At 35.8% G+C, this 22127-nt stretch carries 23 protein-coding genes and 1 pseudogene; 9 read left to right on the top strand and 15 right to left on the bottom strand.

All coding sequences use genetic code 11. The features are described from left to right. Positions 1-144 precede the first annotated feature (144 nt). Positions 145-354, bottom strand: coding sequence for a YgiT-type zinc finger protein (locus tag H6F45_RS09805; protein ID WP_190347075.1), 210 nt, complete (start codon positions 352-354; stop codon positions 145-147). Between the two features lie 294 nt (positions 355-648). Between H6F45_RS09805 and H6F45_RS09795 the strand changes: the two genes are divergently transcribed. Beyond that, positions 649-915, top strand: coding sequence for a prevent-host-death family protein (locus H6F45_RS09795; RefSeq protein WP_190347074.1), 267 nt, complete (start codon positions 649-651; stop codon positions 913-915). A 103-nt stretch (positions 916-1018) separates the two neighbouring features. Here H6F45_RS09795 and H6F45_RS09790 read toward each other — a convergent pair whose 3' ends face one another. Next, positions 1019-1366: a hypothetical protein gene (locus H6F45_RS09790; protein ID WP_096565593.1), complete on the bottom strand. Its 348-nt coding sequence runs from the start codon at positions 1364-1366 to the stop codon at positions 1019-1021. A 23-nt stretch (positions 1367-1389) separates the two neighbouring features. After that, positions 1390-1758, bottom strand: a complete 369-nt coding sequence (locus H6F45_RS09785) for a papain fold toxin domain-containing protein (RefSeq protein WP_096565591.1) — start codon at positions 1756-1758, stop codon at positions 1390-1392. A gap of 248 nt (positions 1759-2006) precedes the next feature. Between H6F45_RS09785 and H6F45_RS09780 the strand changes: the two genes are divergently transcribed. Next, complete coding sequence (locus H6F45_RS09780; RefSeq protein WP_190347073.1) at positions 2007-3569, top strand: N-6 DNA methylase; 1563 nt, start codon at positions 2007-2009, stop codon at positions 3567-3569. Between the two features lie 9 nt (positions 3570-3578). On the opposite strand, the pseudogene H6F45_RS09775 reads toward H6F45_RS09780, so the two are convergent. Next, positions 3579-3813 (bottom strand): annotated as a pseudogene (locus tag H6F45_RS09775) (type II toxin-antitoxin system ParD family antitoxin). A gap of 226 nt (positions 3814-4039) precedes the next feature. Here H6F45_RS09775 and H6F45_RS09770 point away from each other — a divergent pair. Continuing rightward, entirely contained in the window at positions 4040-4480 is a 441-nt protein-coding gene (locus tag H6F45_RS09770; protein WP_096565589.1) for a hypothetical protein, read from the top strand. A 66-nt stretch (positions 4481-4546) separates the two neighbouring features. Then, positions 4547-5140: a hypothetical protein gene (locus tag H6F45_RS09765; RefSeq protein WP_096565587.1), complete on the top strand. Its 594-nt coding sequence runs from the start codon at positions 4547-4549 to the stop codon at positions 5138-5140. On the opposite strand, the gene H6F45_RS09760 is transcribed toward H6F45_RS09765, so the two are convergent. From H6F45_RS09760 to H6F45_RS09745, 4 genes are all read right to left on the bottom strand, one after another. Then, positions 5137-5307 carry a hypothetical protein gene (locus tag H6F45_RS09760; RefSeq protein ID WP_190347072.1) on the bottom strand — a complete coding sequence of 57 codons (171 nt, stop codon included), beginning with the start codon at positions 5305-5307 and terminating at the stop codon, positions 5137-5139. The genes H6F45_RS09765 and H6F45_RS09760 overlap by 4 nt on opposite strands. Before the next feature lie 576 nt (positions 5308-5883). Then, positions 5884-6906 carry a reverse transcriptase family protein gene (locus tag H6F45_RS09755; protein WP_096565585.1) on the bottom strand — a complete coding sequence of 341 codons (1023 nt, stop codon included), beginning with the start codon at positions 6904-6906 and terminating at the stop codon, positions 5884-5886. Between the two features lie 151 nt (positions 6907-7057). Continuing rightward, entirely contained in the window at positions 7058-7783 is a 726-nt protein-coding gene (locus H6F45_RS09750) for a DUF3800 domain-containing protein (protein WP_096565583.1), read from the bottom strand. 131 nt (positions 7784-7914) lie between these two features. Beyond that, on the bottom strand, positions 7915-8088 hold the full coding sequence (locus tag H6F45_RS09745; protein ID WP_190347087.1) for a hypothetical protein: 174 nt from the start codon (positions 8086-8088) through the stop codon (positions 7915-7917). Positions 8089-8438: 350 nt separating this feature from the next. Here H6F45_RS09745 and H6F45_RS09740 point away from each other — a divergent pair, with 350 nt between their 5' ends. Next, positions 8439-9143 carry an Abi family protein gene (locus tag H6F45_RS09740; protein WP_190347071.1) on the top strand — a complete coding sequence of 235 codons (705 nt, stop codon included), beginning with the start codon at positions 8439-8441 and terminating at the stop codon, positions 9141-9143. A 59-nt stretch (positions 9144-9202) separates the two neighbouring features. On the opposite strand, the gene H6F45_RS09735 is transcribed toward H6F45_RS09740, so the two are convergent. Continuing rightward, the gene (locus H6F45_RS09735; protein WP_190347070.1) at positions 9203-11416 is read right to left on the bottom strand and encodes a phosphoketolase; all 2214 of its coding nucleotides are present in this window, start codon (positions 11414-11416) and stop codon (positions 9203-9205) included. A 924-nt stretch (positions 11417-12340) separates the two neighbouring features. Between H6F45_RS09735 and H6F45_RS09730 the strand changes: the two genes are divergently transcribed. Continuing rightward, a complete protein-coding gene (locus H6F45_RS09730) occupies positions 12341-13723 on the top strand; it encodes a cytochrome P450 (protein ID WP_190347069.1) in 1383 nt (460 codons plus the stop codon). A gap of 52 nt (positions 13724-13775) precedes the next feature. On the opposite strand, the gene H6F45_RS09725 is transcribed toward H6F45_RS09730, so the two are convergent. Beyond that, positions 13776-14039, bottom strand: a complete 264-nt coding sequence (locus H6F45_RS09725) for a hypothetical protein (protein WP_187039346.1) — start codon at positions 14037-14039, stop codon at positions 13776-13778. Between the two features lie 150 nt (positions 14040-14189). Further along, positions 14190-14444: a hypothetical protein gene (locus H6F45_RS09720; RefSeq protein WP_190347068.1), complete on the bottom strand. Its 255-nt coding sequence runs from the start codon at positions 14442-14444 to the stop codon at positions 14190-14192. A gap of 770 nt (positions 14445-15214) precedes the next feature. Here H6F45_RS09720 and glgA point away from each other — a divergent pair. Then, complete coding sequence (glgA, locus tag H6F45_RS09715; RefSeq protein ID WP_190347067.1) at positions 15215-16696, top strand: glycogen synthase GlgA; 1482 nt, start codon at positions 15215-15217, stop codon at positions 16694-16696. A gap of 267 nt (positions 16697-16963) precedes the next feature. Beyond that, entirely contained in the window at positions 16964-17185 is a 222-nt protein-coding gene (locus tag H6F45_RS09710; RefSeq protein ID WP_190347066.1) for a hypothetical protein, read from the top strand. A 156-nt stretch (positions 17186-17341) separates the two neighbouring features. Here the strand turns inward: H6F45_RS09710 and H6F45_RS09705 are convergent, their stop codons facing one another. Then, positions 17342-18037, bottom strand: coding sequence for a M15 family metallopeptidase (locus H6F45_RS09705; protein WP_190347065.1), 696 nt, complete (start codon positions 18035-18037; stop codon positions 17342-17344). Positions 18038-18129: 92 nt separating this feature from the next. Then, positions 18130-18375, bottom strand: a complete 246-nt coding sequence (gene yidD / locus H6F45_RS09700) for a membrane protein insertion efficiency factor YidD (RefSeq protein WP_096572559.1) — start codon at positions 18373-18375, stop codon at positions 18130-18132. A gap of 113 nt (positions 18376-18488) precedes the next feature. On the opposite strand from yidD, the gene H6F45_RS09695 reads away from it, so the two are divergent. Beyond that, entirely contained in the window at positions 18489-19214 is a 726-nt protein-coding gene (locus H6F45_RS09695) for a diacylglycerol/polyprenol kinase family protein (RefSeq protein WP_096565565.1), read from the top strand. 97 nt (positions 19215-19311) lie between these two features. On the opposite strand, the gene H6F45_RS09690 is transcribed toward H6F45_RS09695, so the two are convergent. Both H6F45_RS09690 and H6F45_RS09685 read right to left on the bottom strand, forming a co-directional pair. Further along, the gene (locus H6F45_RS09690) at positions 19312-20385 is read right to left on the bottom strand and encodes a nitronate monooxygenase family protein (protein WP_242052581.1); all 1074 of its coding nucleotides are present in this window, start codon (positions 20383-20385) and stop codon (positions 19312-19314) included. A 230-nt stretch (positions 20386-20615) separates the two neighbouring features. Next, the gene (locus H6F45_RS09685) at positions 20616-22112 is read right to left on the bottom strand and encodes a phenylacetate--CoA ligase family protein (RefSeq protein ID WP_190347063.1); all 1497 of its coding nucleotides are present in this window, start codon (positions 22110-22112) and stop codon (positions 20616-20618) included. Positions 22113-22127: the final 15 nt, after the last annotated feature.

Genomic DNA, 22127 nt, shown 5'->3' with positions numbered 1-22127 from the left:
AACCAGGGTAATACTATTAGTAGTATAGCTGATTTTGATATTTTTAGTGTTTATAACTTTTTAATTCATGTTATTTAGTAATGGTTGGTTAGTTTGGGTAATGTTGGGTTTATTTGTGTCAACCCAACCTAATAACTAACGTAATTATGAACTTACTAAAACTTCTGTTCCTCGGTCTAAAACTGTCAGTGCTTCTTGAATTAATTCAACTTCACGAGCTTCAAAAAGTGATTCACCGCACTGCTCACAAACCCATGCAGGAATGGCATCCCAAGAGATATGATAGCCTTTTCTATCAATAGTAAAAGGGGCTGTTCCTCGGTGCATTTTACCTTTACAATATAAGCATTCCATTTTAAATTCTCCTCCTAAAATCAGATGACCATTGTGTTGGTTCGGGAATGTAAGCGGTGATAATTGCTAGATATTCGTTTTTGGGTGAACAAACTACATGAATTGCTCGGTTATTGTCTCCAAAACCTAATAATTCCTGATAGTTGTTGATGGTTGGGTGGTTTGGGTGATGTTGGGTTTTCTTGTGTCAACCTAACTTACTTACTTTAGTTGTAATAAAAACAATTAACTTATCCATATAAAACATGAAAATAATTGCTATAATAAAAATATCAATCAGATTTATTAACTGTAATGACTATCAAAGAATTACTGTTACAAGAAATTGACAACACACCCAGCGAACTTTTAGAAGATGTGCTTGGTTTTTTGCAATCACTCAAAACAGCACCACAAAAACCCCCAGTTTCCTATCAAGAATTGTTAGAAAGAATAGATTACTTAGAAACAATAGTAGGTATTCGTAAAGGATTAGATGAATTTGAGCGCGGTGAAGGGATTCCTGCGGATCAAGCTTTGGCAACCTTACAAACAAAATATAATATTCCTCCTCGCTCATGAATTATCAAGTTATTATTCAACCTACTGCATTTCAAGAAATTGAAAACTCCTATCGTTGGATGTGTGATAATTTGAGTGCTGAAGTACCAAATAATTGGTATTATCAACTTGAAGATGCTACTTCATTAATTTTTGCTGTTTCATGATTTTTCTGTTGTTGACTAAATTCTTCAAACAAGGTAAAAAATCTATCTACTGCGCTTTTTTCATCGGCTGAATGGAAAAGCAAAATACTTGACCATAATTGACCTGTTTCTACATTAAATTTCTGTCTTATCCATTGTAAAAAATCTTGAAATTCGGTTTCTTCTGCTGTTAAGGGAATACCAATTTCTCGACGAGCAAAATAGTAGCCGTCTAAAAAAGATTGGAGGCTAAAAATAGAGTTTTTACCTAAATACATTGCAGGTCTTTTTTTAATTTTTTGCAGTAATTTGTAGAGATTATCCATATTTAACTCCCTAATTTTCTAGGTTAAAAGTATGTTTCTGTGATTTGAAACTCTAATCCTGCATCTAAAATAGGTGAATAGAGATTCTGTATCCAGTCTAATCGCGTAATTCCTTGATGGTGGATGTTATCAACAACAATTTCCACCCCATTGATCTCAATTATAACACCTTCATGATGACCAGTAGTAGCAATCAATTCTCCAATACTATCATCATAAATTCTGCCATAAATGGGATCTTGAGAATTTGTATCTAGTTTAATATGTTTGCCATGAATACCTTGTCTAATTAAAAATTCTTTGATTGCTCTAGCGCAGGGGATACAATCAAATATTCCGTAACTTCTGGCAATTGCTATAATTTGTTGATAAATTATGTCCTCTTGATGCAAATTTGCTCCCGGTGCTAAATTTTAATAATTCTAGTATCAATTTTATTCTATCCTTGCACTGCTTGACGAATATCTTCCCAATCTTGTGCTGTCATTTCTGTTGCATTTCCAGAGTTCACACCTTAAATTGGAGATTTTACTGGATTTGATATTCAAAATTGGATTAACTTAAATATTGATTGGCAAAATGATTTATTAGTAAAAACAGTTAGTGATTTTCAGCAATCTAATTTAATGGGATATTTACAATGGCAATAGAAACAAAATCTAAAGATCAATACCAAACTTATTTTACATCAGATCAATCTTTATCTTCTTATATGGTTTCACTTTTGAAACTAGACAATCATGATAAACTACTTGAACCATCTGCTGGAGAAGGACATCTTTTAGAAGCAGCACTTCAAACGAATAAAAATATATCATCTGTTGCTTATGAATTACACCCTGAATATGCAAAAAAACTCAGATTAAAGTTTAGCCAATTTAAAAATGTAGAGATAAGAGAGCGTGACACAATTTTTTGCCCAGATTTAGACCTATGTGAATCTTTTGGTCATAAATTTACCAAAATTTTAGGTAATCCTCCCTATGGAGGTTGGCAAGAATATGATCGTCGTACAGAATTAAAAAGAAAATATCCAGGATTTTATATTCGAGAAACTTATACTATTTTTTTGCTACGTTGTCTCAAATTGCTTGCAGAAAAAGGACAACTTGTATTTATTATTCCTGACACTTTTTTATATCTTCACAGTCATATTAATATTAGGCGTTATCTTCTAGAAGATTTTACTATTGAAAGTATAGATGTTTTTCGTTCATCTTTATTTCCTGGTATTTCCTTTGGTTATGCTGGTCTTTGTATTATTTCTATATATTCCCAAAAACCACAATCTAATCACTCGTTTGCTATCAGATTTATTGATAAAATTGCAGATTTACATTTATCGTTAAATCAAAACAATTACAAGTCTATTCTACAAAAAGATATTCTCAAGAGTGAATCTTTATCGATTCCTATATCACGTCATGATTCAGTTGTTACACAAATCTCAAGTTATGTAACTAAAATGGCTGATATTGCTGACTGTGTAACAGGTTTTTATTCAGGAAATGATAAAATATTCTTGCGTAAAGCATCAATTTCTGTTAAAGGTTCTAGCGATTATTTATTTGTTGATTCTAATACTATTGAATCTACACCTTCCACATTACAACATCCTTTACAGGGAATAGCAGGAGTTAAACATTTTATTCCTATTCTCAAAGGTGGTGGTTTTCATTTTATTAAACCTACTCAATGGTATGTAGATTGGAGTTTGGAAGCAATTCAACATTATAAAAATAATAAAAAATCAAGGTTTCAAAATTCTTCTTACTACTTTAAAACAGGAATTGGTTTTCCAATGGTAACATCTAAACGTCCTACAGCAGCATTAATTGAAGAAAGTCTTTTTGACCAATCTATAGTAGGAATTTTTCCTAAATCTTCTATTGATTTATATTTTCTATTAGCTTATTGTAATTCTCCGGTTTTTTGGGTATGTTTAAAATCTATTAATCCATCTGCTAATAATTCTGCTAAATATGTTTTAAAAACCCCTGTAATTTTACCTGAAGAAGATACTATGAAAGATATCTCTTTGAAAACTCAAGAGTTAGTATTAGAACTAAAGGAAGGTAATAAACAAGTATTATGTGAAATTTTACAACAAGAAATTATGGATTCTATTATGAAATATGTAAATAAACAGATATCTTATAAACTGGTAGATACATCTGTGATGAATATGCTTTCTCGATTGTAAACATCACTGCTAACGTACACCTTGACGAATATCTTCCCAGTCTTGTGCAGTCATTTCTGTAGCTTCTCCAGAGTTCAAACTTTCTAAAAGCAGGGTTTGTAGTTGTTCATTTGCTTTGGAGTTTTTGGTCTTGTCGTACTAATTCCCAAAAATATTCGCTGACACTGCTGTAACCACCTTGCGCGACCAGTTCTTCTACGTAAGCTCGCATGGTGTTAGGTAAGGAAATATTCATACTTTTCATGAGGTGATTTTCTGAATGTTGTTTTCTATATCATGGCGGTTTTTGTCATTTTCTGCCATTAGTAGAAAAAACTATTCGTGATAGTTGGTGATGGTTGGGTGGTTTGGGTGATGTTGGGTTTATTGGTGTCAACCTAACCTACTCGCTTTTTTAGGAATTATTAGTTACATTTAACTATTTGTGTGTATAATAAGTAGTACAAGTTCTAGCTACACACAGTAAAAATATGTCTATTAAATTTTCTATAGGTCTTATCAGTATAAGTACGGTGATTTTATCTATTATTATTCCCAGTTTTGAGGGTAGTGTGGTTGCACAAACAACAAAGCCAACTATAAATACAAAACCTTGTGTCAGGCAAGAAATACCAAAACTTAAACAAGGTATGCCTTATTCAAAAGCTAGGGAAATGTTATTAGAAGCTGGTTGGCAATCAGTATTTAATCACGAGCAATTAATGAACTCGCAAAGAAGCGCACCAGTAGATTATTTTTTTACTAAAAAAGAGTATACAGAAATTCAAGATTGTGCTGGTACAGGTTTAGGTCTTTGTCTTTTTAGATTTGAAAGTGCTTATGGAGAAATTTTGTATGTGACAACTGCAAACAATGGAGCTAACCAAGAAACTGTTTTTCGGTGGCATATTGAAGAAGAACCGCAGGAATAAATATCAATTTTCTCAATTGATTTTAAATAATAGTTTTACATCTACTCACTTTCTACAGTAAAAGTCATGTCTCATAAACATAAAACTCAAAAAGAAACACTTCTGTCTACTATATTTCTATCTTGCTTAATCACTAACTTAATTAGTTTTCCTGTAAAAGCTGAAACATCTAATTTGGTTAATTGTGGTATTGAAGCAGAATATCCTTCTAAACTTAGTAGAAATATTGAATTAAAACAGTTTGGTGTTGCTTTGAAAATTCCTGCTAACTATAGAGTAATGGGATTAATGGATGGTTCTGTCAGTCTTGTTGATAATGGAACTTTCAAATCCCTAGAGTGTTTTGCTAAAAACCCTAATGCTTTTGGTGGTTCAGGATATGGCTCTATATCAATTTATAAATCCTCTGAAACTTTCATTTATAGTAATGTTTACGATAAATTACTGGAAAAAGATAACGTTTTTATTGTTTGGAAAAAAACACCTTTAAATGATGCTGACGATAACTATGAACATAAAATAAAGCTGAGAGTTAAAACACCTAATGGATTGATAGAAATAGAAAGTCAATCAGATGTTCAATTTACAGGCAAACTTTCAGAGTTTGATGATTTTTTACAAATGTTGTTAGATGTAGTTAGAGATGTTGAAGTTCTTTAAATTTCAGTATTTCCAACAATTATTCTACTTAAGTAGAAATACCCTTTTACAGCATTATCAGTTCTCACATATCTACCATCTAAAACAGTTTCCACGTCTGGTAATTGCTTTAGTAAAAATTCAATCAAAATGTTGTCATTAACTGATAAAAAATCAGTACCATTCATCCCTAACTCCCAGTATGTCTTTCCTATTTCAAAAAACTTTAAGCTCAGAGTTAAATCTGATTGTAAACTGTAACATACATGGGTTTTTGGCAGTTCTTTTAAATCTTTTTCAATTAATTTAGCATCTATAAAAACACTAATTGTTGCGTTAAACGAATTTTGTCAAAAGCATGGTTTGTAGTTGTTCTTTTGCTTTGGAGTTTTTGGTTTTGTCGCACTAATTCCCGAAAATATTCACGCTTCGCTGCTGTAACCTCTTTGCGCTACTTTTCTATATAATCGCGCATGGTGTTAGGTAAGGAAATATTCATACTTTTCATGAGGTGATTTCCTGAATGTTGTTTTCTATATCATGGCGGTTTTTGTCATTTTCTGCCATTGGTAGAAAAAACTATTCGTGATAGTTGGTGATGGTTGGGTGGTTTGGGTGATGTTGGGTTTTCTTGTGTCAACTATTATTTAATGAACCACGAAGACACGAAGTATACGAAGGAAGAGAGTAAGAAAGTTGATTTTTATAAAATTATTATTATTAATGAGTAGTAATGATTGTTGAGTTTTGTTCCTCAACCTAACCTACTCGCTAATATCTGTCTGCACCTGAGAACGACGTGCAAAAATAACATTTGGGTCACGCCCTTTTACATAATCTATATCTTGTTCTTTGAGAATTTTTTGCCATTGTAGATCAAATTTTAAAGCTTGTTCTGGCTCTACTGAATACATAAAAGCAATCATTCCATCTATTTGTTTTATGTCATAATACATATTTTTCTGGATACAGATACTAACTTTATATTTATGGTTACTCCAACCGTATTTAGAAGCATAGTATAAAATCTGCCGTAACTGTTTCTTTATAACCCTTGGTATACGAGGTTTTGTATTATCGAAAACTGTTAGCCCCGTGACGTATTGTGATTTACCTCTTGGTTGACCTTTCCACTTTACTGGATTTAACTCAAATCCATATTTTTTTAAACATTTCTCGATTTCTTTTTTACGAGGTGTTATGTCGCCGGAGAAAGTAATATCATCAGCATATCTAGAATAAGAGCAATTATATTTTTTGGCTAATTCTACAAAATTTTGATCTAGTTCCTTGCATACCAGGTTAGCTAATATAGGACTTGTACTAGCACCCTGCACTAAATGTCCGTTAAATGTACATAATCTAGCAAAGATTTCTGCAATTGTTTCTGTACAGCCAATTTCCTTAAAAACTTCAATAATTTGTTTTTGGTTTATACTATCGAAAAAGTTTTTTATATCAAGATTTAAAACATACTTTTGAGATAAATGAAGTGCGGCATTAGTAGCTATTGAGCGTTTATTTACAAAGCCTTGCACATATTCAGGAAATTGTATTTTTGAAGCAATAGCTGTAGCAATATTCTTCTGGATAACATTAAGCTCTGAATCAACTTCGTAAACAAGGCGGTATTGCCCTTTTTGGCCTTTTCCCTTCTTAGGAATTTTCTTTAGGGTATAGAATCGAGAAGGTGTATCAATTACCGTATTAATAAAAGATGGGAAACAACCCAACACCATTGCAACAGTATCAATATCTTCTAGAGATTGGAAGTCTAATTGAATCATAATAGATGGTTCTGGAAGAGTAAGGAATAATTACACTAAGAGGTACTTAGAAACGGACACGACTCGCGCCCACAAATTTTACGCTTCCAGAACCGCTCAGATTATAGCATATATTACAGTATAGTACATCTATGAATATGGATTTTTATATTTAGGGAAGTGGATTTTTGCGTGTGAAGAAATTTTTTGTTCCATACTCGTGAATCCATCTAATCTTTGTCCTAATTCTTTCAAAGTTGCGTCCTTGCCAAGAAGAACCGAAATTATTAACTTCACTTACCACATAATCTTTAAATATAGCTGCTACATAATCTGCTATTACTAAACAAGGTTCATCTTTACCAGCACTGATAATTTTAGGAGAAATAACAAACTTAACTTGATCCCGTAATTGAATTTCTCCAACTTGCTGATTAATAATTTTTTCTAATTCATTGCGTCGAGCTTCAAAACGACTATCATGCTGTTCAAAACAAATATGAATAGGTACATCATAACTCGCTCGCAACCGTTCAAATATAAGACGACCAAATAGTTTATCATACCAACCATATCCCTTGCTAGGGTCAAAATCACTCTCTTTTTCCTGATAACAAATATAAGCTTGAAATGGTAGTTGACTTATTAAATTAATAACATGAGGTCTTACTTCAGTAGTATCATCTGCACAATAATGAAATCCTTTTTTGGATAGAGAATCTTTGACACTTGTTAGAGTAAGACGGATGGGGTCTTTTAAAAGTTTTTTTCTTAAATTCTCTAATTTACTTCTCAAATAATCAGGATCATGTGTTGTAATACAAGCAATTGCAAGGATATTTGATTTTTCGTCAGTACCAGTTTCATCTATAAACATAAAAATATCTTTAGATACCATACTTGTTACTCAACCTTACATTTTTGATAAAATTAATAAAGAATACTCTCTTTTCCTAAAAAAACAAAACAGCAAATGTACGCAACAAACACCAAAACATCCGCGTTCATCTGCGTACATCTGCGTTCTAATTAATGCACCAACTCAATAGCCCGCTTCGTCAACGCTTCCGCAGTCAACCCATTAAACGCCATCAACTCACCCGCACTTGCGGTAGTTTCCCCACGCTTCCAAGCAGAAATATCTCGCTTACTGGTACTGCGTAACATAATAGTTTCTAACATCGGACTAGCACCAACCAGCAATTAATCCATCACTTAAAAAGCGGTTATTCAGTTTAAAAAAATTCTTACCTTGGGGTCGGGAACTCTAAATTGTGAGCAAGCCTATTTCTCGCTGTTCACGTTTTGAAGGCTGCATCAAACTTTATGCTCCAAGGAGTACCCAAGGCTCACACTATATATATTACAGGATATTTCCTAGATTTGTCAAGTATCTAGAATAAATATTTTCGGTTTGAAGAACTCGAACTATATTATACTGAGCTATAACTAATCCTTATGAGATAATTAATACCCACATTTTTAATATGTCTGACTCTAGTACCTATGATAGTCTTTGTATAGTTTTTTCCGAACCACGCCTGTCAACATATTTGATTGCTACCAATCAAGATAAGCTAGAGGCATTACAACTATATAAACTGAATATGAGACTATCCGAATCTCTATATTCATTTTTATGTATATTTGAGCTTACTTTAAGAAATAGAATTAGTAATATTCTTGTTCAAGAATTTGGCGATAATTGGTTTGAGGAAAAAGCTGGTAAATGGTTAAATGGAAAGGCTGCAACAGAAAAGCAAGACAAAAATGGTAATACTCAAAGAGCAAGATTATTACAACAGATAGATAAAGCAAAAGAAGAAATTAACAAACAAAATAAGAAAATTAACAATCCACAATATCACAAGCTAATCACATCAGATACTTTAACACCTGAGCTAAATTTTGGTTTTTGGACAGAAATTATGGGTTCTGACTATGACAAAATTATCTGGCTTATTCAAAAAAATCGTTATATTAAGGATGTTTTTTCCGATGCTCCTACCAATCTCAATTTTGCACGCGAGATACAGCGAATACGCAGAAGTTTATATGAAATAAGAGTTATCCGTAACCGTGTATTTCATCATGAACCTGTATTCAATACTAAAAAATTGTCATTTGATGAATTACTGACAACCTACAAAGATGCCAAGGAATTATTAGGTTGGTTAAGTAAAGATGCTTTATATTTTTTTGAAGAAAATAATCAATTTGAAAAATTGGTAAATTCAATCCCATCAAGTATGCAATGATATCAATAGCTAGTAAGGTGCGTTACGCGATCGCTAACACACCCTACAGAAATATGATATTAATGCACCAACTCAATAGCCCGCTTCGTCAACGCTTCCGCAGTCAACCCATTAAACGCCATCAACTCACCCGCACTTGCGGTAGTTTCCCCACGCTTCCAAGCGAAAATATCCCGCTTACTGGTACTGCGTAACATAATAGGTTCTAACATCGCACCTGCACCACCAGTCACACCAATTAACGCATCACCAGCAAACAAACTATCAAATTCTGCATCACTCAAAAACCCACCATCAGGTTCAGAACAAGTATCCCAAGCTGTATCATTAGCACGATATAAACGCCGGGGGTTAATAACAGAAATTATCTTCACCCCAATACCTTCAGTCTCTAAAAATGCCGCCGCTTCAAACACGGGAATTAAGGTCATATCGCCAATTACAGCAAATACAACCTGTTTTCCTCCCGCAACTTCATGTAATAAAATCGCGCCTTTTTCTAACCCTTCTTTTGTTTGTTCTAAAGTTGTTCTAATGGGTAAAGGTGACTTACTTGCAGTAATGACAATTCCCTTATTTTTTGTTCCCAAAGCCCAATCATAACAGACTTGAATACTGTTAGCATCGGGGGGAAAAACAGGAAATACATTACCATTTCTCATCATCGAAGCAAAATAAGCTTCAATTTCTGGTCTTTGGTGTGTCCAACCGTTGCGACCTTGTTCTAATGCACCGGCAGTAAATAAGGTAATAGTTGACGGTGTTTTTCTTCTTAATTCTGCCATTGCTTGGGTGACTGTTTGCCAAATTGGTAAACCATTGATGGCAAAAGATTCATAGGAACACCACAAACTTCTCGCCCCCATTAAGGATAAACCCACTGCTAAACCTGCACAAGCATCTTCGCTCAAAGGCTCGTAAACTTGACCTCCTGGAGCCTGATGATAGGTTTCATCTGCTGTGGGGTGAATGATTTTTAAGGCTTCATTAATATTACCAATTCCTGAAGCGGCGTTACCATCGGCGTTAGTTACTAGGAAATTTTTATCTTTATTTCCGATTATTCCTACTAACCTTCCCATTGCGGTTGTGGAAACTTTTGGATCTCCGCCAACTGCATATTCTTCTAATGGTAATTCGCCGATGTCTGCTAAAGGTAATTCAAATTCTGTAACTACAGTTTTCGCTGCGGGTCCACCTCCGGCACGTTCGGCGTTTGTGCGGACTGTTTGCCATGCTTCTACAGGTAAAGCGCGTTTTTGTAAGGCTGTGACAATGTGAGGCGCGGTTAAGGTATCTTGAGGATAGAGGTTGTGAGATTTTGCCCCTAAAGCGTGAACACCCGCGCCTTTGAGTTGTTTAATGATAAATACCGTTAATGTGCCACTCAAAGCAGAACGGGCAGCTTTATCAACGCCTACTAATACCGCTTTGGTAAATTCTAACCGTTTTTGGAAGGAGAAAATGGTACTATCTACGTAATCTCCCGGTTGGTTTTGGTCGTCAAATTCCTTGGCATCAACGATGATCACTTCCGCAAAACCGTTACCTTTCCAATAAGCAATCATTTCATCGGTAGTTTTTAAAGATACCATGCTATGATGTTCTTGGCTGTAACCGTTCCAAACTAGGATAGGTAGGAAGTTGGTTACATTGGGGTAAGCGGTGTGAAAATGCGCCATTGCACTCATGATGTAGGGTTCACCGAGTCCCCCATCTCCCACGGTGAAGGGGAAGAGTTTGTCACGGTGTAGCAGTGCAGCAGACATCGCAAAATGTTGTCCTTGTCCCAAAGGACCAGCAGGGGCGAGAATACCAGGAATATAACCGGATAAATGTCCTAATAAACCGTGTTTTTCCCGAAAGCGATCGCGCAATTGTTGTACTGTAGAAATGCCCATGTCTTCTAAAGAACGGTCGAGAAACATGGCACTATAAAAACCGGGGGCGTGGTGTCCAACTTCGGTGATAATGTTTTTATGTCCCAGCATGACCAAAGCTGCATAAGCTTCCGCTTGGCTGGCAAAACCGCCGGGATGTCCAGAAGCCTTACTACCAGTAATTTGTAGAGTCAGGTAGCGCAGGGCATCGGCAGCTAGTAGGGTTTGATAAACTGCTTTTGGGTCTGTTGGTGAGGCGATCGCACCTTTGCCCGATTCTATCACCGGCGTTGCACCATAAGTTTCAAAATCTGGCAATGCTTCCCCAAAATATTGAATACCTTCACAAAAACTTGGAACTGCGGAAGATGCCTTTGTTGTAGTTGCTGTCATGCTGAGTACCTTAATAAAATCGTCGGAAACTTTAAATGCTGGTTTACAGTGGTTTTCATGAATGACTTTTTTATCTCACGCAAAGACGCAAAGGCGCAAAGGGGAAATAAGAGAAGTCTGAAGACTTGAAAACTACTGTAATGTAACCAAAATTTTACATCTTCACGGTTGTAAAGGTTTATTGCAGTTTTAGAATGCAAAACATAAGCAGAGATTATGAAAGCAGCATGACAAACCAATAGCCCGCAAGGAAATGATAGCGAAGCGTGGCGTTAGCCATATTTCTTTGCTAATAGCCAAAGTCATCTAAAGATGACTCAATAACCAGAAAATTCTTCAGTAAACTTTAGTTTACTTGATTTATTAGCCATGAAATGAATTTCATGGCGGGTGTGGAAGCTGACGCAAAATATCTCTAAAACCTTCTTTCCTCCCTGTCCTCTGTATCTGTGTGGTTCGTTTTCTCATTAACTCCTGACTTCTGTACGGGCGAAGTAGGGGCGAAGTAGGGGCGAAGCATTCGGAAAATAGGCTTTTGATAAAATGATAATTTGTCGCCCGAATGCTTCGCCCTTACAGGAAAATAGCCTTTTGATAAAATGATAATTTGTCGCCCGAATGCTTCGCCCTTACAGGAAAATAGCCTTTTGATAAAATGATAATTTGTCGCCCGAATGCTTCGCCCTTACAGGAAAATAGCCTTTTGATAAAATGATAATTTGTCGCCCGAATGCTTCGCCCTTACAGGAAAATAGCCTTTTGATAAAATGATAATTTGTCGCCCGAATGCTTCGCCCTTACAGAAAAATAGGCTTTTGATAAAATGATAATTTGTCGCCCGAATGCTTCGCCCTTACGACTCCTGACTTCTGAATTTTGCTATAAGATATTTAGTAAAAAACTAACATCTACTACAAAACTTTTATGCCTCTACCCCAAGGACCCAAAACTCCAGTTACCCTGCAAATGCTACGCTGGGTATTTAGCCCCATGTCCTACATGGAAGAAAGCGCCAAAACCTACGGTGATATTTTTACTCTCAAGCTGGATTACAATTTACCTCCTATGGTCTTTATTCATAGCCCAGAAGCAATGCAGCAGGTTTTGAGCAATGATACCAAAGAATTAGAAGCACCAGGCGATTTAAATCAACTATTTGAAGGGTTACTAGGTAAAAATTCTCTGATTTCTCAAAGTGGTAAAGAACATCAGCGACAACGGCAGTTAATCATGCCTCCCTTACACGGGGAAAGAATGCGAACTTATGCTGATGTAATTAATAATATCACCGAAAAAGTCATCGGCAAACAGCAAATAAATCAACCTTTTAATGTGCGAACAGTTACCCAAGAAATTACTCTGGGGGTGATGATGCAAGCTGTCTTTGGACTTTATGAAGGTGAACGGGCTGAAAAATTACAACACTTACTATGTGAAATTCTGGAAGCAGGTAGTGAAGTTTGGAGAGTGGCTTTATTATATTTTCCAGCGTTACAAAAAGTGATTGGTCTTTCCACACTTTGGGAAATACAGGAACGTCGTCAAAATAAAGCTGACCAACTTCTGTATGCAGAAATTCAGGAACGCAGAGAAAATCCTGACCCATCACGTACAGATATCCTCAGTTTGCTAATGTCTGCAAGGGATGAAGACGGTCAACCAATGACTGATGTAGAATTACGGGATGAATTAATGACTTTGTTAGTAGCAGGTCATGAAACCACAGCTACAGCCATAGCCTGGGCTTTATATTGGGTTCATAAACTACCAGAAGTCCGCCAAAAATTATTAGCAGAACTTGATACTTTAGGCGAAAATCCTGATTCCAATACTATTTTTAAATTACCTTATCTCACCGCCGTTTGTAATGAAACTTTGCGGATTTATCCCGTGGGAATGTTGACTTTTCCCCGTCGGGTAAAAACCCCTATTTCTGTAGATGGTTATCAACTAGAACCAGGTACAGTTGTGATGGGTTCAATTTACCTCACTCACCATCGAGAAGATATTTATCCCAACTCTAAACAATTTAACCCAGAACGCTTTATAGAAAAACAATTTTCACCATATCAATTTATCCCTTTTGGCGCTGGTGCAAGACGTTGTATTGGTCTAGCATTTGCCCAATTTGAAATGAAATTAGCACTAGCTAAAATCCTCCAAGGTTGGGAAATGGAACTAGCAGATACTCGTGAAGTTAAACCAAAACGCCGTGGTTTGGTGACAGGTCAAGATAAACCTATTCAAATGATTTACCACGGTCGTCGTCAGCAACAATCTCGAACTTTAGAGACAATAGCCGTGTAATTTTTAAGGGGTTAAGAGTCGGTACAAACCAATTTTTAACCCCCGCAAATGATTAAACTACCAAATAGACATCTATTTCTGAAAAATCAACCGTAAAAAGCTTGTTGTCGTTAAAAATCGGAGGTATGTAATATTCACTGAATAAACTATTTAACTCATCACAAAACATATTGAGAGAGAAAGCCGCTAAACCACTACTCCATAAAGGAATAACAGTATTACCTCCTGACGTTGACTCCATTTCTTCTAAAGTCAGTTTCTGAAAAAGCCCATTGACTTGAACAGAATGTAATTCAGTATTCATGATTGCAGCCATTGTCTTAATTTACCAATCCAGAAATGAGCAGGTATGAAAATTTATGATTTATGAGGAGTAAAATCTGTAAAAACAAATGCCCTAAAAAAATGTTTTACCCTCAACCAACTAAAAATTTCTTAATGTCAGTACCAGAATACAAATAATTAATCACCAAGAATTTATGACGACGTATATTGACCTGGAATAGTCTACAGTAGCGACCTTATTATCCCTGATGCCACTATCTACACCTTTAACGTCACCAGTCCCTGTATTCTCCACGTTTCCAGTATTACCCGATATAAAATAATTATTGACGCTCCCACCACTACCACCAGATACAGTCTTTGTTTCAACCACAGATAGCTCACGAAAAAGGCTTCCTGCATTATATTTTAAGTCCGCAATTACTATTTTCTTCATTGTTTTATCCTCTAAATTAGGAGTTAATTCCTTTTAAATGTTTTTGCATAACTAGATTTAAAATAATCCAAATTTCCGATACATATAAAGCTTTATGCACATGATCATAGGACATAAATCCGATCATTTTGTCTAAAAATGTAATTCGTATATTTTAAAATTACTAAATTTTAAAATTACTAAGTTCCAATAATGGAAAATTCACATATTAAAAATATTTTTAGATATTATGTCAGAACCTAAACCACACAATTTTGTCTGAAATTTTTACCTTGATAGATTGAGATTACCAAATTACATGACAGCGATTTTCAGGTAAATGAACCACAAAACAATCTTTAAAACCCTTGTAGAGAATTTGCACGCAACGTCTCTACTATGGTCTAACTAGGTAAAAACTGCTGTAATACACAATTTCGATATCTTCTGGTTTGAAGCATACTCTTTTCAGACATAAATCCCAGGATTTTGTCTGGAAACTTAATGCTTTGATAATAATTCTGAGGATAGATTCCCTTGCTGACATCTTAATTTACAGCAAAATGTGGCTTACGCTACGCTATCAGGAGTCAGGAGTAATATCAAGTCCGTTTGAATAGTTATGTTATCTGTGAGGACGGGCAAGAGGCAAGAGTGAAAATGAAAATTCCTACACCCCACACCCAAAAATTCAATCCTCGTTTATCATCCCAATACCCAGTTGTCAATGAGTACATTTTTCATAAATTGCTATATAGTAAACATAAAGTTTTGTAAGGCGAGGGCTAGGAATGTACATAGTACAAATTGCCTCAGAATGCGCTCCTGTAATAAAAGCTGGGGGTTTGGGGGATGTTGTTTATGGACTTAGCAGGGAGTTAGAAGGACGGGGAAACACTGTTGAACTTATTCTCCCAATGTATGATTGTATGCGTTACGATCATATATGGGGTCTTCACGATGCCTACCTTAACCTGTGGGTACCCTGGTATGGTGGCGCAGTTCACTGTTCTGTATACTGCGGGTGGGTACATGGTCGGGTTTGTTTCTTCATTCAACCCCACAGTCAAGACAATTTCTTTAATAGAGGTTGTTACTATGGTTGCGATGATGACAACATGAGGTTTGCTTTCTTTAGCAAAGCGGCTTTAGAATTTTTACTGCAAAGTAATAAAAGACCGGATATCATTCATTGTCACGACTGGCAAACTGGGTTAATTCCTGTCATGTTGTATGAAATTTATAAATATCATGGCATGGAATATCAAAGAGTTTGTTACACCATTCACAACTTTAAACATCAAGGTATGGGTGGTGTAGAAACTCTCCAAGCTACCAATTTAAATCGCCCAGAATATTATTTTCAATACGACAAACTGCGGGATAATTTTAATCCTTTTGCGATCAATTTTATGAAAGCAGGGATTAATTACGCCAATGCAATTACCACAGTATCACCAAATCATGCAGTCGAAGCTCAAACCAGTGATGTGGGTTGTGGTTTAGGACATACATTATATTTGCAAAAAGACAAATTTAGTGGAGTTCTCAATGGCATTGATTACGATTTTTGGAATCCCGAAGTTGACCGTTACATCCCTAATAATTACAACTGGGATGAATTTGAACAAAAGGCATATAACAAAAAAGCATTAAGGGAAAGATTGATGTTAGCTCATGATGAGAAAAAACCCATCATTGCTTACATCGGTCGTTTAGATAATCAAAAAGGTGTCCATTTGGTTCACCATACCATGTACTATGCTTTGAATAGAGGAGCGCAATTTGTATTGTTAGGTTCAGCTACAGAATCAGCAATTAACGCTCATTTTTACCATGAAAAACAATTTTTAAATAATAACCCAGATGTGCATTTAGAACTGGGATTCAATGAAGAATTATCTCACCTCATTTATGCTGGTGCAGATATGATAGTTGTACCCAGTAATTATGAACCCTGTGGTTTAACCCAAATGATCGGTTTAAAATACGGAACTGTACCCATTGTTCGGGGTGTTGGAGGTTTAGTAAATACTGTTTTTGACAGAGATTATGATCAAAATTTACCACCAGAAAAACGCAATGGTTATGTGTTTTATGACATGGATAACCTAGCATTAGAATCAGCAATGGGAAGGGCTATAGATTTATGGTATCAGCAACCCGAAGAGTTTAAAAAATTAGCAATTCAGGGTATGTTGTATGATAATTCTTGGAATATTCCCGGTGCGAAATATTTAGAGATTTACGAATGGATCAGACATAAATGGTAAATCTTTAATTTCCGATACAAAAAAGCTAACTAACCTCTCGTTCCCAGTCTCCAGACTGGGAATGCCATCATCAATTGATAATTGACAATTGATAATTGACAATTAATGTAGAAATAAAATTCAATTACAGATTTGGGCTTTTTTATTTTAATCAAACGCCACAACCCCAAAGCAGAAACCAGAGAAATTTATTGAGGATAATGTCAAGCACAAATAATCTTAATTTGTTATAATTAACAATGTCAATTAATAGAGGCTTAACTTATTATGGAAACAATTACCCTTCAAGTTGACCCAGAAATTGCCAAAGCATACCGAGAAGCAGAACCCGAAAAACAAAAAAATGCCCTGATTGTTTGTAATCTTATCCTTAAAGAACTTTTAAAAAATACAAGTTTTGAAGAAATTGTTCAACAGATTCGCCAAGAAGCAGAAGAAAACGGCTTAACTCCCGAAATTTTAGCAGAATTGTTAAAAGATCATTGGTGACAAGTTAAGGAAAAGGAAAAATTGTCAAGGGTAGTATTAACAGAGGTCAAAAAGATGGGAAACTCAATCTAGACAAGTAATTGAGCGATTGAGTCCAAACTATTCCCTATTCCCTATTCCCTGCCTCAACGAAGGGACTTTTTCAGCCAACCCTAATTATTCATTATTGAAACGCCCATAGCGTGCGGTTTGCTGATTACACAACCAAGCCCACATTTGATCACCAAAGGAAAAATGCCACCATTCTCTAGGATTACGTTGAAAACCTGCCTTTAACATCACATTTAGTAACAATTCTCGATGGCGATGATATTCTTGATGACAATGGGCATCAGAATGGGCATAATAATCAGGGTGCGATCGCTCAGACATTTCATCAATCGGTGAACCCATATTTACAACTTCCCCATTTTCATCGACTAAAGTAATATCCACCGCAGCACCTGTACTATGGGGAGGAGGAGTATTCATATCTAAACTTGGTACAGCCCAAATTTCATATACTTGCTGCCAAATTTCTTCCCGTTGTTGAGTCGATAAATCACTCTCATTTAATCCCCCGGCTTGCACAGCTTGGGCAAAACTATAATCTACCATAAATTGCTGCACAGCTACCGGGCGATAAGCATCAAATATTTGAATACACCAACCAGGATGTAACAATTGTAAATAATTTTGTGCCTCAATTAAATTTTGCACCACACCTGCACGCAAAAAATAAGCAGAATATCCCCCATAGTCAGCACCTAATTTTTCATAAGGATGGGGAGTCTCCACCGCAAACCGTTCTAAGGGAATTTTCACTAAAGGTTCACCACATTCAATAATGGAAATTTGGTGATATGGACGCATATTATCAACTCAGCTTGTAAAATAGTAAGTTTTGTAGTAGGTTTTGAATGAGTTTTCCAGTACCCAATTTTCTCCAACCAGTTCTGTATCTGTTACTCCCGATGTTCGCAACAAGACTTTTCCCCCACTTCTGGAACAGGATCATAACCACCAGGGTGGAACGGATGACAACGTAAAATTCTGCAAATAGACATCCAACCACCACGGAACACCCCAAAACGCTCAATAGCTTGGATAGCATACATTGAACAAGTTGGTTGAAAGCGACAAGTCGGCGGAAACAGAGGAGAGATGAATAAGCGATAACCTTTAATTAGCCCAATCAATATTATTTTCATGCCCAAATCGCCTACAGTAGTATTAGGTTTAAATAACAAGAATCACAGTCTCAAAATTATCAGTTGCGTCATTGTTGATTACATAGTTGATTACATTGTTGATTACATTGTTGATGACATTTCTCGGTTTAGAATCTATTCTCCCATTGTGGCAACAAATTTCCGTTGCTGCGGCTTGGGTATTACTTGTTATCTTCGTCGCCTGGTTAGTTAGTCGCTTTACCGACAGTGAACCCGAAATTATCCGTAAAATAGTCCATATTGGCGCAGGTAATGTAATTTTACTGGCTTGGTGGTTCAATATCCCTGCTATTATTGGCATTACATCTGCAATTTTAGCTGGCATTATTACTTTATTATCCTATTTTTTCCCCCTTTTACCAGGAATTAATAGCGTTGGTCGTCAAAGTTTAGGTACATTTTTTTATGCAGTTAGTATTGGGATTTTAGTTGCTTGTTTTTGGTATTTACACCAACCCCAATATGCAGCTTTAGGTATTTTAATTATGGCTTGGGGAGATGGACTAGCGGCTTTAATCGGGCAAAGATTTGGTAAACATAAATATAAACTTTTTGGTGCAAACAAAAGTTGGGAAGGTTCTTTAACCATGACGTTTGTTAGTTTTTTGATGACTGTGTTGATTTTACTGCCAACCCAAGGAAACTCTTGGGAAATATGGCTGATATCAATAATTGTAGCTATTATAGCTACATTTTTAGAAGCTTTTTCGTTTCTGGGTATTGATAATTTAACTGTTCCTATCGGTAGTGCAGCTTTGGCTTATGGTTTAATTCAAATATTAGTTTTTAATGGTATAGATTGGGCGAATTTTTATTAAATGTTTATTAAATGTTTATTAAATGCGATCGCCACCGCTAAAGTCATAGGGAATAGGGAATACGTAAATAATGTTTTCCCTATTTCCCCATATTTTGTCAACAGGTTAATTCTGCCATTAATTCGGAAACTGAGATGATGCGATCGCCTGATCCCAAATTAGCACCAGAAAAAATTAAACCATTTTCTATGTCTCCACACGCTGCTTTAGAAAGTGCTTGCAGTAAACAATAGGTTTTTTTAGTATCTCTACATAAACAAGATTCTAAACAATTTGCTATACATCTACGTTCTAACAATGATAAATCAGCGTTAGCGCAGCTTATTGAAGATATCGCTCTTTCCGCAAAGGCATTTTTTAAAGCACGACTGGGTTTTCCTACTGGACTCGGTACTGTCACAATGTCCTCTGGAGTTGCTCTTAGATGAAATTCTTTATACCGCAAATCAGCATCACATTCTTCTGTAGTAATAAAGCGAGTACCAATTTGTACACCATCTGCTCCCATCCCTAATATCTGATCAATTTCTGTGCGATCGCTTATTCCCCCAGTAATAATTAATGGTATGCTCTTTTCTTGTTGTGCTAAATACTCGCGTAATTCAGTAATTACCCACTCAATGGAAAAACCAGGAAAATTCGCCTGTTCGCACTGTGAAAAATGTCCTCCCACCTTTTGACAATTTTCCAAAATCAAAGCATCAGGTAAACGATTATACTGGCTTTTCCAAGTTTCACAAATCAACTTTGCAGCTTGCACGTTAGCTACACTTGGCACTAAGGCCACATCTGGATAGTCTACCGTAAATTCTGGTAAAGTCAAAGGTAATCCCGCACCAGTAATAATTAAATTTGCCCCTGCTGCTGCCGCAGTTTGAGCTAATGTCAAATAATCTCTAGTAGCAACTAAAACATTAACACCAATAATTCCTTCTGGGCTAATAATCCGTGCTTTGCTGATTTCATCTTTCAATGCTAACTGATTCGCTGTAAAAAAACTACCCCGTTGGCGTTTGTGAAAATACAGAGAATTTAACCCTATTCCCATTGAAGCAATGACACCCACTCCACCAGCGTTAGCCACTGCACTAGCCAGTTTAGCACCAGATACACCCACAGACATTGCACCTTGAATAATTGGATAGCGGGCAATGTGTTCACCAATTCGCAAAGGATGAAGGATAGACTTTATACCAGAACTATTCATTAATTAACTAAATAACCGTGCAGTAATTGTATCATTATAAGTGTAAATTATGGTATTAATCATATCAGAAAATCATTACTCGTTCCCATACTCTGTATGGGAATGAATTTAAGAAGTCTCTGACTTCTATTATAGGCAGAACCCATATCATTGCAATTGTCAATTATCAATTATCAATTATCAATTGTCAATTATCAATTGCGAGTATATCTATGTTTAACACCCACGGGAAAATATTCCCCATCACCTGTAGGTTTTAATTCTACTTGGGGTGTTTGATATTCCCCAGGAACATAATTAGCAAACTCACTATTTAAACGTAACAATTGAGCAAGAATAGAATTAGTAATAGTTGCAGTTTTTTCAATGCTACCTTCTACCCCTGGTGCTAATTCCACAACAACAGATAAAAAGCGATTTTTATCTTGATCTTCTTTTACCTGTAACACAAATTTACCCGTTACCCATTCTCTAATTATCGGTTGTTCTAATCCCACTGTCACATTTTCAGGATAAATATTTGCACCAAAATAGGAAACGGTAAAATTAGCACGTCCAAAAACATAAACAAATGGTAATTGATGTATTCCTCTATTTTCACCTAACTCAGCAACCGGATCAAACCCCCATTCAGCTAGGAATTTCAGCATTTCTGAATAACTAATTAACCCCCCATTATCGAAGATATTATATCTAATTAAAGGAATGCCATTATTACCAGAAAATATTAATCTTCCTTCTTCAACTTCAAAAAACCGACTACAAGGATCGTACTGTACTAATGTCGGTAAACGTGACTCTCCAAATAATACTTTTGCTGCTGCTGGGTTTGCTGCTAAAAATCTTCTAATACAAATACTTAAAGGTGTTTCATTTCCTAAAACTCCTGCATCTGCCGTTCCATACATTGACGCAAAATCATAACAAGGATTTTCTGATCCTATTCTTTCACCTACTAAACTCCGCCATTCTTCACTAAATACTTCTCCTGCCATTACTAATTTAATATGATATTGTTTCCACTGTAAACCATTGGTAATTCCCGTATCAATAACATCTTTTAAAAATGGCGGATATCCTAATAATACAACTTGTTCAAAATTACCACCTAATTCTTGCACAACTCGCAATATTTCGCTTTTATTATTTCCAGGTGTAATGACTGTAATGGGATAACCTTTAGTTGCTAAATACCGACAACAATTGGTAGTGAACATTCCCCCTACCCATGTTCCCAAGGTAAAACAAATTATTGCTAAGGTGCTTTTATTATCTGCATCAAAACTATCATGAAAAATCTGCTCAAACCGGGTGGCTATTTGTAATTCATCAGTGAAGAAACGCGGCCAAAATGTGGATTTTCCCGTTGAGCCAGAGGAAGCCGCGATCATATCACAGCTTCCTAATATTCTATCTTGACATAGCTCTGGTAGAGTGTAAAGAGAAATATAATTTTCTTTACAAATAACTGGTAATTTTTGGAAGTCTGCTAAAGTTTGAATTGTTGCCGGGTTGATGTGATGTGTTGCTAAAAACGCTTTGTAAGCTGGTACGGTAGCAGCTACAGTTTTAAATAGGTTAATTGCGATTTCTTGGGGTGTAGTTTTTTGATGTTGTTCCAGTGTTTCTGCTAGGGGAGTAGAAACAAATTTTTCTAGTTCTTGAATCGCTTTTTGTGTTTTTGGGTTCATAAGTTAGGAGTCAGG

Source organism: Sphaerospermopsis sp. FACHB-1194 (assembly GCF_014696235.1).
In the GTDB taxonomy this organism is placed as follows: Bacteria; Cyanobacteriota; Cyanobacteriia; order Cyanobacteriales; family Nostocaceae; genus Sphaerospermopsis; species Sphaerospermopsis kisseleviana.
Note: the sequence above shows the minus strand (reverse complement) of the source record. Positions and strands in the feature narration are given on the sequence as shown.

Excerpts from the sequence above, each read along its gene's own strand:
- H6F45_RS09705 (WP_190347065.1), bottom strand. The coding sequence starts at position 18,037 with ATGCGTCCATATCACCAAATTTCCATTATTGAATGTGGTGAACCTTTA.
- H6F45_RS09760 (WP_190347072.1), bottom strand. The coding sequence starts at position 5,307 with ATGAATGGTACTGATTTTTTATCAGTTAATGACAACATTTTGATTGAA.
- H6F45_RS09795 (WP_190347074.1), top strand. The coding sequence starts at position 649 with ATGACTATCAAAGAATTACTGTTACAAGAAATTGACAACACACCCAGC.
- H6F45_RS09780 (WP_190347073.1), top strand. The coding sequence starts at position 2,007 with ATGGCAATAGAAACAAAATCTAAAGATCAATACCAAACTTATTTTACA.
- H6F45_RS09735 (WP_190347070.1), bottom strand. The coding sequence starts at position 11,416 with ATGACAGCAACTACAACAAAGGCATCTTCCGCAGTTCCAAGTTTTTGT.
- H6F45_RS09750 (WP_096565583.1), bottom strand. The coding sequence starts at position 7,783 with ATGGTATCTAAAGATATTTTTATGTTTATAGATGAAACTGGTACTGAC.
- H6F45_RS09790 (WP_096565593.1), bottom strand. The coding sequence starts at position 1,366 with ATGGATAATCTCTACAAATTACTGCAAAAAATTAAAAAAAGACCTGCA.
- H6F45_RS09695 (WP_096565565.1), top strand. The coding sequence starts at position 18,489 with ATGACATTTCTCGGTTTAGAATCTATTCTCCCATTGTGGCAACAAATT.
- H6F45_RS09805 (WP_190347075.1), bottom strand. The coding sequence starts at position 354 with ATGGAATGCTTATATTGTAAAGGTAAAATGCACCGAGGAACAGCCCCT.
- yidD (WP_096572559.1), bottom strand. The coding sequence starts at position 18,375 with ATGAAAATAATATTGATTGGGCTAATTAAAGGTTATCGCTTATTCATC.
- H6F45_RS09755 (WP_096565585.1), bottom strand. The coding sequence starts at position 6,906 with ATGATTCAATTAGACTTCCAATCTCTAGAAGATATTGATACTGTTGCA.
- H6F45_RS09730 (WP_190347069.1), top strand. The coding sequence starts at position 12,341 with ATGCCTCTACCCCAAGGACCCAAAACTCCAGTTACCCTGCAAATGCTA.
- H6F45_RS09765 (WP_096565587.1), top strand. The coding sequence starts at position 4,547 with ATGTCTCATAAACATAAAACTCAAAAAGAAACACTTCTGTCTACTATA.
- glgA (WP_190347067.1), top strand. The coding sequence starts at position 15,215 with ATGTACATAGTACAAATTGCCTCAGAATGCGCTCCTGTAATAAAAGCT.
- H6F45_RS09720 (WP_190347068.1), bottom strand. The coding sequence starts at position 14,444 with ATGAAGAAAATAGTAATTGCGGACTTAAAATATAATGCAGGAAGCCTT.
- H6F45_RS09725 (WP_187039346.1), bottom strand. The coding sequence starts at position 14,039 with ATGGCTGCAATCATGAATACTGAATTACATTCTGTTCAAGTCAATGGG.
- H6F45_RS09710 (WP_190347066.1), top strand. The coding sequence starts at position 16,964 with ATGGAAACAATTACCCTTCAAGTTGACCCAGAAATTGCCAAAGCATAC.
- H6F45_RS09685 (WP_190347063.1), bottom strand. The coding sequence starts at position 22,112 with ATGAACCCAAAAACACAAAAAGCGATTCAAGAACTAGAAAAATTTGTT.
- H6F45_RS09770 (WP_096565589.1), top strand. The coding sequence starts at position 4,040 with ATGTCTATTAAATTTTCTATAGGTCTTATCAGTATAAGTACGGTGATT.